Annotated in this window: 6 protein-coding genes; 5 read left to right on the forward strand and 1 reads right to left on the reverse strand. The window is 67.0% G+C overall.

Annotation, left to right across the window (positions count from 1 at the left end):
* On the reverse strand, positions 1-506 hold a 506-nt coding region (locus tag ACY45C_RS15610), incomplete at its 3' end, for a GNAT family N-acetyltransferase (protein WP_462188321.1).
* A gap of 411 nt (positions 507-917) precedes the next feature.
* Between ACY45C_RS15610 and ACY45C_RS15615 the strand changes: the two genes are divergently transcribed.
* The 5 genes from ACY45C_RS15615 to ACY45C_RS15635 all read left to right on the forward strand — a co-directional run.
* Entirely contained in the window at positions 918-2,453 is a 1,536-nt protein-coding gene (locus ACY45C_RS15615) for an AMP-binding protein (protein WP_462188322.1), read from the forward strand.
* A gap of 371 nt (positions 2,454-2,824) precedes the next feature.
* Positions 2,825-3,775, forward strand: coding sequence for an HpcH/HpaI aldolase/citrate lyase family protein (locus ACY45C_RS15620; protein ID WP_462188323.1), 951 nt, complete (start codon positions 2,825-2,827; stop codon positions 3,773-3,775).
* Positions 3,776-3,894: 119 nt separating this feature from the next.
* Positions 3,895-5,094: an acyl-CoA dehydrogenase family protein gene (locus ACY45C_RS15625; RefSeq protein WP_462188324.1), complete on the forward strand. Its 1,200-nt coding sequence runs from the start codon at positions 3,895-3,897 to the stop codon at positions 5,092-5,094.
* Between the two features lie 159 nt (positions 5,095-5,253).
* A complete protein-coding gene (locus ACY45C_RS15630; protein ID WP_462188325.1) occupies positions 5,254-5,763 on the forward strand; it encodes a MaoC family dehydratase in 510 nt (169 codons plus the stop codon).
* 1 nt (position 5,764) lies between these two features.
* Positions 5,765-6,408 (forward strand): methylmalonyl-CoA mutase family protein (locus ACY45C_RS15635; protein ID WP_462188326.1); only part of this gene is annotated, 644 nt, incomplete at its 3' end.

The following is a 6,408-nucleotide window of genomic DNA, read 5'->3' on the forward strand; positions in this document are numbered from 1 at the left end:
CCGGTGGCGTGGTTGGCGGCGGCGAGTGCGGCAACCCGCAGAAACCGCTCAGCGAGCGGAGCGGAGTCGTCCCCCCACGCCTGCTGTCGGACCGACCACCCTTCTAGGCGGTGATCGAAACCGAGCCTACGCGCAAGCTCGGTACCGACCGAACCGGACACGACGAGCGTGGTGCACCTCAGTAAAGCGGCCTGCCGGTCCAGAGCCCTCACGAGTGTCTCGGCGACGCCGGCCGGCGTCTCGGGAGCGATCACGAGTGCCTCAAGGCGCGCCGCGGAGGGCAGTCGGGTCCAGCAGGAAGAAGCATCGAGGACCGCGGCCCCAAGCAGCCGGTCCGCGTCCTCGGCGAGGAGGACCCGCCACCTGGGCTGGGTGAGCAATCCGCGGAGCCACCCGCTGTCGAGGCGAGGGCGGGGCTGTGTGCCGAGTAGGTCGTGGCCGGTGGCAAGCAAGCCGGCCAGGCGATCGATGTCGCCGTCAGTCGCTGTCCGAAGAGAAGCAGACACCAGGGTTTCCTTCCGATCCTCACCAAGCTCGTCAGCAGGTCGTCGATGTAGTACTCGCGGACGACTCGGTGCGCGGGCGCACCCGGCATGTCCAGCACAATGCTCGCGCGGCTTGTCCGGACAACTGCGCCGCCCGGAACGCGCAAGGCTGCCTGGGTGAACATTGCAAACAGTTGTTCCTAACGAACCTGTTCCTCACGAACCACCCGGCGTAGCCACACCGCGAGCAGCTCGACAGCACCGACGGCGGCGGCCTGACCGGGCCCGCGCCGACGTCGTGTGGCGGGTGGGTGCAAGCGCCTGTCGCCGGCGTACAAGCCCTCGCCGTTTACCGTGCCTACACTTTGGGATCACACTCGATTCGACCGGTGAGGTTCGGCAGCACCGCCCACAGCCCCCTGGAGGCCAGCGATGTTGGTGCCTTTCGGTGCACGTGATTTCCTTGATCGAGCGGTCGCGGTGTACGGCAGACGTGTCGGTGTCGTGGATGAACCGGACCAGCCCGCCCAGCCGTGGCCGGACCTGACCTACTCTCGCCTGGGTGAGACCGCCCGTGCGCAGGCGGCGGGCCTGGACGCCTTAGGCGTGGGCCACGGTGAGCGCGTCGCGATCGTGTCGCACAACAGCGCCCGCCTGCTCGCGTCGTTCTTCGGTGTCAGCGGGTACGGCCGGGTGCTCGTCCCGGTGAACTTCCGTCTCTCGCCGGAGGAGGTCAGCTACATCGTCGAGCACTCCGGCTCCGATGTACTGCTCATCGACCCCGAGCTGGAGGAGAAGCTCTCCGGCGTGACCGCGAGGCAGAAGTTCGTGCTGGGCGCCGAGAGCGACGCCGAATTCTACCGCTTCGACACCGAGCCCACGCCGTGGGAGCCGGACGAGAACGCCACCGCCACGATCAACTACACCAGCGGCACGACCGCGCGGCCCAAGGGCGTGCAGATCACCCACCGCAACATCTGGGTCAACGCGGTCACCTTCGCGCTGCACGCCGGTGTCACCGACCGCGACGTCTACCTGCACACGCTGCCGATGTTCCACGCCAATGGCTGGGGCATGCCGTTCGGCATGACCGGTCTCGGCGTCCAGCAGGTGGTGCTGCGCAAGATCGACGGCCCGGAGATCCTGCGCCGCGTGGAGCAGCACGGCGTCACCGTGATGTGCGCCGCGCCGGCTGTGGTCAACGCCGTGCTCGACGCCGTCCGGGACTGGGACGGCGAGGTCCCCGGCCGCGACCGCGTGCGGGTCATCTGCGCGGGTGCTCCGCCGCCCACCAAGACGATCCAACGGGTCGAGGAGGAGCTCGGCTGGGAGTTCATCCAGATCTACGGCCTCACCGAGACCTCGCCGCTGCTCACGATCAACCGTTCCCGCGTGGAGTGGGACGACCTGCCGCCCGAGGATCGCGCGGGCAAGCTCGTCCGTGCGGGTGCGTCCGCTCTGGGCGTCACGCTCAAGCTCTCGGACTCCGGTGAGGTGCTGGCCCGCTCCAACGTGGTCCTGGCGGGCTACTGGGAGCGGCCGGAGGAGTCGGCCAGGGCCCTGGCGGGCGGCTGGTTCCACACCGGTGACGGCGGCGTGATCGACGACGAGGGCCACCTGACGATCAGTGACCGCAAGAAGGACGTGATCATTACCGGCGGTGAGAACGTCTCGTCGATCGAGGTCGAGGACTGCCTGTTCAGCCACCCGGCGGTGGCCGAGGTCGCGGTGATCGGCGTGCCCGACGAGAAGTGGGGTGAGACGATCAAGGCGCTGGTCGTGCTCGCCGAGGGCCGGACGGCGACCGAGGCGGAGCTGATCAAGCACTGCAAGGAGCGGCTCGCCGGCTACAAGGCACCCACCTCGGTGGAGTTCCGCGACCAGCTTGCCCGCACCGCCACCGGCAAGCTGCAGAAGTTCAAGCTGCGCGCCCCGTACTGGGAGGGCCACGAGCGCCAGGTCAACTGATCCGACCGGAAGCGAACCCGGCCATGGGACGAAGGCGGACGGCGCCCGAGGCACTGCGCCGACGGATCCGGTACCTTACCTGCACCTTACATAAGGTGACGAATGTGGCGCGCATGGTGAGCGCGAATCGGATGCCCGGCGTGGGGGACTGTGATAAAACCTAGATGCACAATCCAAGATTATCGGATGGGCTAATATCGGGCTACCGGGCGATTCCTGTGATCGGGCGGTCGCGACCTGTGGAGACCCTTGGTAGGGAGTGCGGGGGCCGCGCTGACGGATGACGAAGCCTCGGTTCCGCGTCGATGTCCCTGTCCGCTGGGTGTTCGTCCGTTCATCGAGATTCGGCCTGTGAGAGATGTGGGGTAGTCGTGTCGCTGCGTTCGCGCCGGTCGTGTCTGGCCGTTCCCGGCTCGTCGCCGAAGATGCTGGGCAAGGCCCAGGGGTTGCCGGCCGATCAGGTGTTTTGTGACCTGGAGGACTCGGTGGCTCCCGGCGCGAAGGAGTCAGCGCGGGCGAACGTGGTCGCGGCGCTGAACGAGGGCGCCTGGGCGGGGAAGACCCGGGTGGTGCGGGTCAACGACCTGACCACGCGCTGGACCTACCGCGACGTGATCGAGGTGGTGGAGGGCGCGGGGGCGAACCTGGACTGCGTGATGCTGCCTAAGGTGCAGTCGGCGGAGCAGGTGGCGTGGCTGGACCTGCTGCTCACCCAGATCGAGAAGGTCATGGGGCTCGAGGTGGGCCGGATCGGGATCGAGGCGCAGATCGAGAATGCGCTGGGGCTGTCGAACGTCAAGGAGATCGCGTTCGCGAGCCCGCGGATCGAGACGATCATCTTCGGCCCGGCGGATTTCATGGCGTCGGTGAACATGCCGTCGCTGGTGGTGGGGGCGCTCAGTCCGGACTATCCGGGTGACCCATTTCACTATGTGCTGTTCAAGATTCTCGAGGCCGCGCGCGCCCGCGGGGTGCAGGCGATCGACGGGCCGTTTCTGCAGATCCGTGATGTGGACGGGTTCCGGGCGGTGGCGGGCAGGTCCGCGGCGCTCGGGTTCGACGGCAAGTGGGTGCTGCACCCAGGCCAGATTGAGGCGGCCAACGAGATCTACGCGCCCCGGCAGGCCGACTACGACCATGCCGAGCTGATCCTGGAGGCCTATGCCTGGCACACCTCGGCCGCGGGCGGTCTGACCGGTGCGGTGATGCTCGGCGACGAGATGATCGACGAGGCGAGCCGGAAGATGGCCGAGGTCGTCGCGGGCAAGGGCCGCGCCGCGGGGATGCAGCGTACGGTGAAGTTCGAACCACCGGTCGGCTGAATCCGCCCGAGTCGGGGCGGATCGGCGCGCCCGGCGCGTGGCCATGATGAAATCATCCCGCTGCCTGAGTGCGTTTCTGCTCTCCCCTCAGGCATCGGGGGCAGCGACAGGAGCGGAACATGGGCAGGATCGCGCAGACCGACGGTCTGACCGATGTGCAGCGGGACATCCTTGCGGCGGTACGGACCTTCGTCGACAAGGAGATTCTTCCCCATGCGAACGACCTCGAGCATCGGGATGAGTATCCCGAGGACATCATCGAGGCGATGAAGGAGATGGGCCTGTTCGGCATCACCATCCCGGAGGAGTACGGCGGGCTCGGCGAGTCCCTGCTGACCTACGCGCTCGTCGTGGAGGAGATCGCCCGCGGCTGGATGAGTGTCTCCGGGGTCATCAACACCCACTTCATCGTCGCCTACCTGATCCTCCAGCACGGCTCGGAGGAGCAGAAACGGCGGCTGCTCCCGGTCATGGCCACCGGCGAGCTCCGCGGGGCGTTCTCGATGAGCGAACCGGGCTGCGGCTCCGACGTTTCCGCGATCACCACCCGGGCCGACCGGGACGGCGACGACTACGTGCTCAACGGCCAGAAGATGTGGCTGACGAACGGCGCCCGCGCCGGCGTCGTCGCCACCCTGGTCAAGACCGACGAGGGCGCCCAGTCGGTCTACCGGAACATGACGACGTTTCTCCTGGAGAAGGAACCCGGGTTCCGGACACACGGCGGGATCACCATCCCGGGAAAGCTGGAGAAACTCGGGTACAAGGGGGTCGAGACCACCGAGATGGTGCTGGTCGACCATCGGGTGCCCGCGTCGGCGATCCTCGGCGGCGAGGACGGCCGGGGCCAGGGTTTCTACCAGATGATGGACGGCGTGGAGGTCGGCCGGGTCAACGTCGCCGCGCGGGCCTGCGGGATTATGATCCGGGCGTTTGAGCTGGGCATCGCCTACGCTCAGCAGCGGCGGACGTTCGGTCGGCCTATCGCGGAGCATCAGGCCATCGCGTTCAAGCTCGCCGAGATGGCGACCAAGGTGGAGGCCGGGCATCTGATGATGGTCAGCGCCGCCCGCAGGAAGGACGACGGGCAGCGCAACGACGTCGAGGCCGGGATGGCCAAGTACCTTGCCAGCGAGTACTGCCACGAGGTGACGACCGAGGCTTTCCGGATCCACGGCGGCTACGGCTACTCCAAGGAGTACGAGATCGAGCGCCTGTACCGGGAGGCCCCCTTCATGCTCATCGGAGAGGGGACCTCCGAGGTACAGAAGCGCATCATCAGCCGGGCATTGCTGAAGGAGTACCAGCTTCCGGGCTGAGGGGACGTAATGAAGTAACAAATACGCGATCGAGAGCATCATCGCAGGTCACAGGCCTGTGGAGGGTTCGAAACGCGCAAGTTATTTCATTTCGACTCCTGAGGGGCCGGTGCGTCCCTGACGAGTTGAGTGTGCCGCGATCAGGCGAGGGAGTTCCAGATGCAGTTCGGGCGTCACTTCGAGGAGTTCGAGGTCGGTGCGGTTTACAAGCACTGGCCGGGCAAGACGGTCACCGAGTACGACGACCATCTCTTCTGCCTGCTCACGATGAACCATCATCCGCTGCACCTGGACTCCCATTTCGCCGAGGAGACCACCCAGTTCAAACGGAACGTCGTCGTCGGGAACTACGTTTACTCCCTGCTGCTGGGAATGTCGGTGGCCGACGTGTCCGGGAAGGCGATCGCCAACCTGGAGGTCGAGTCGCTACGGCACGTGAAGCCGGTGTTCCACGGTGACACGATCTACGGCGAGTCCACCGTCCTCGACAAGGTCGAGTCGAAGAGCAAGGACGACCGCGGGATCGTCACCGTCGAAACCCGCGGTTACAACCAGGACGGCGTCCTCGTCTGCATCTACCGCCGCAAGGTCATGGTGCCCAAGCGGGCCTACGGCGAGGCGCGCGGCGGCGAGCAGCCTGGCCGGCCGGAACCCCGGACGGAAGGCTGAGATGGCGGGCGCGGGCCGAGCGGAGACAAAGCGGGACCGTCCGTGGATCATCCGCACCTATGCCGGGCATTCGAGCCCGGCCGAGAGTAACGCGCTGTATCGGCGCAATCTGGCCAAGGGGCAGACCGGGCTGTCGGTGGCGTTCGATCTGCCCACGCAGACGGGCTACGACCCGGATCACGCCCTTGCCCGTGGCGAGGTGGGCAGGGTAGGGGTGCCGATCGCGCATCTCGGTGACATGCGGCGGTTGTTCGACGGGATTCCGCTGGCGCGGATGAACACGTCGATGACGATCAACGCCACCGCGATGTGGCTGCTGGCGTTGTACCAGGTGGTCGCGGAGGAGCAGGGGGCCGATCCGGCGGAGCTGGCCGGGACGACCCAGAACGACATCATCAAGGAGTATCTGTCGCGGGGGACCTATGTCTTCCCGCCGGGCCCGTCGCTGCGCCTGATCACCGACCTGATCGCCTACACGGTGGCCGAGCTGCCCCGCTGGAACCCGATCAACATCTGCAGTTATCACCTGCAGGAGGCCGGGGCCACGCCGGTTCAGGAACTGGCCTATTCGATGTGCACGGCGATCGCGGTGCTCGATGCCGTGGCCGCCGCGCGGGGGATCCCGGTAGGCCGGGCGGGCGCGGA

It is taken from the genome of Frankia sp. CcWB2 (genome assembly GCF_977927585.1).

What these genes read in the sequence shown, in the direction of transcription:
- ACY45C_RS15615 (WP_462188322.1), top strand. Translation starts at nt 918, where the DNA reads ATGTTGGTGCCTTTCGGTGCACGTGATTTCCTTGATCGAGCGGTCGCG.
- ACY45C_RS15625 (WP_462188324.1), top strand. Translation starts at nt 3,895, where the DNA reads ATGGGCAGGATCGCGCAGACCGACGGTCTGACCGATGTGCAGCGGGAC.
- ACY45C_RS15630 (WP_462188325.1), top strand. Translation starts at nt 5,254, where the DNA reads ATGCAGTTCGGGCGTCACTTCGAGGAGTTCGAGGTCGGTGCGGTTTAC.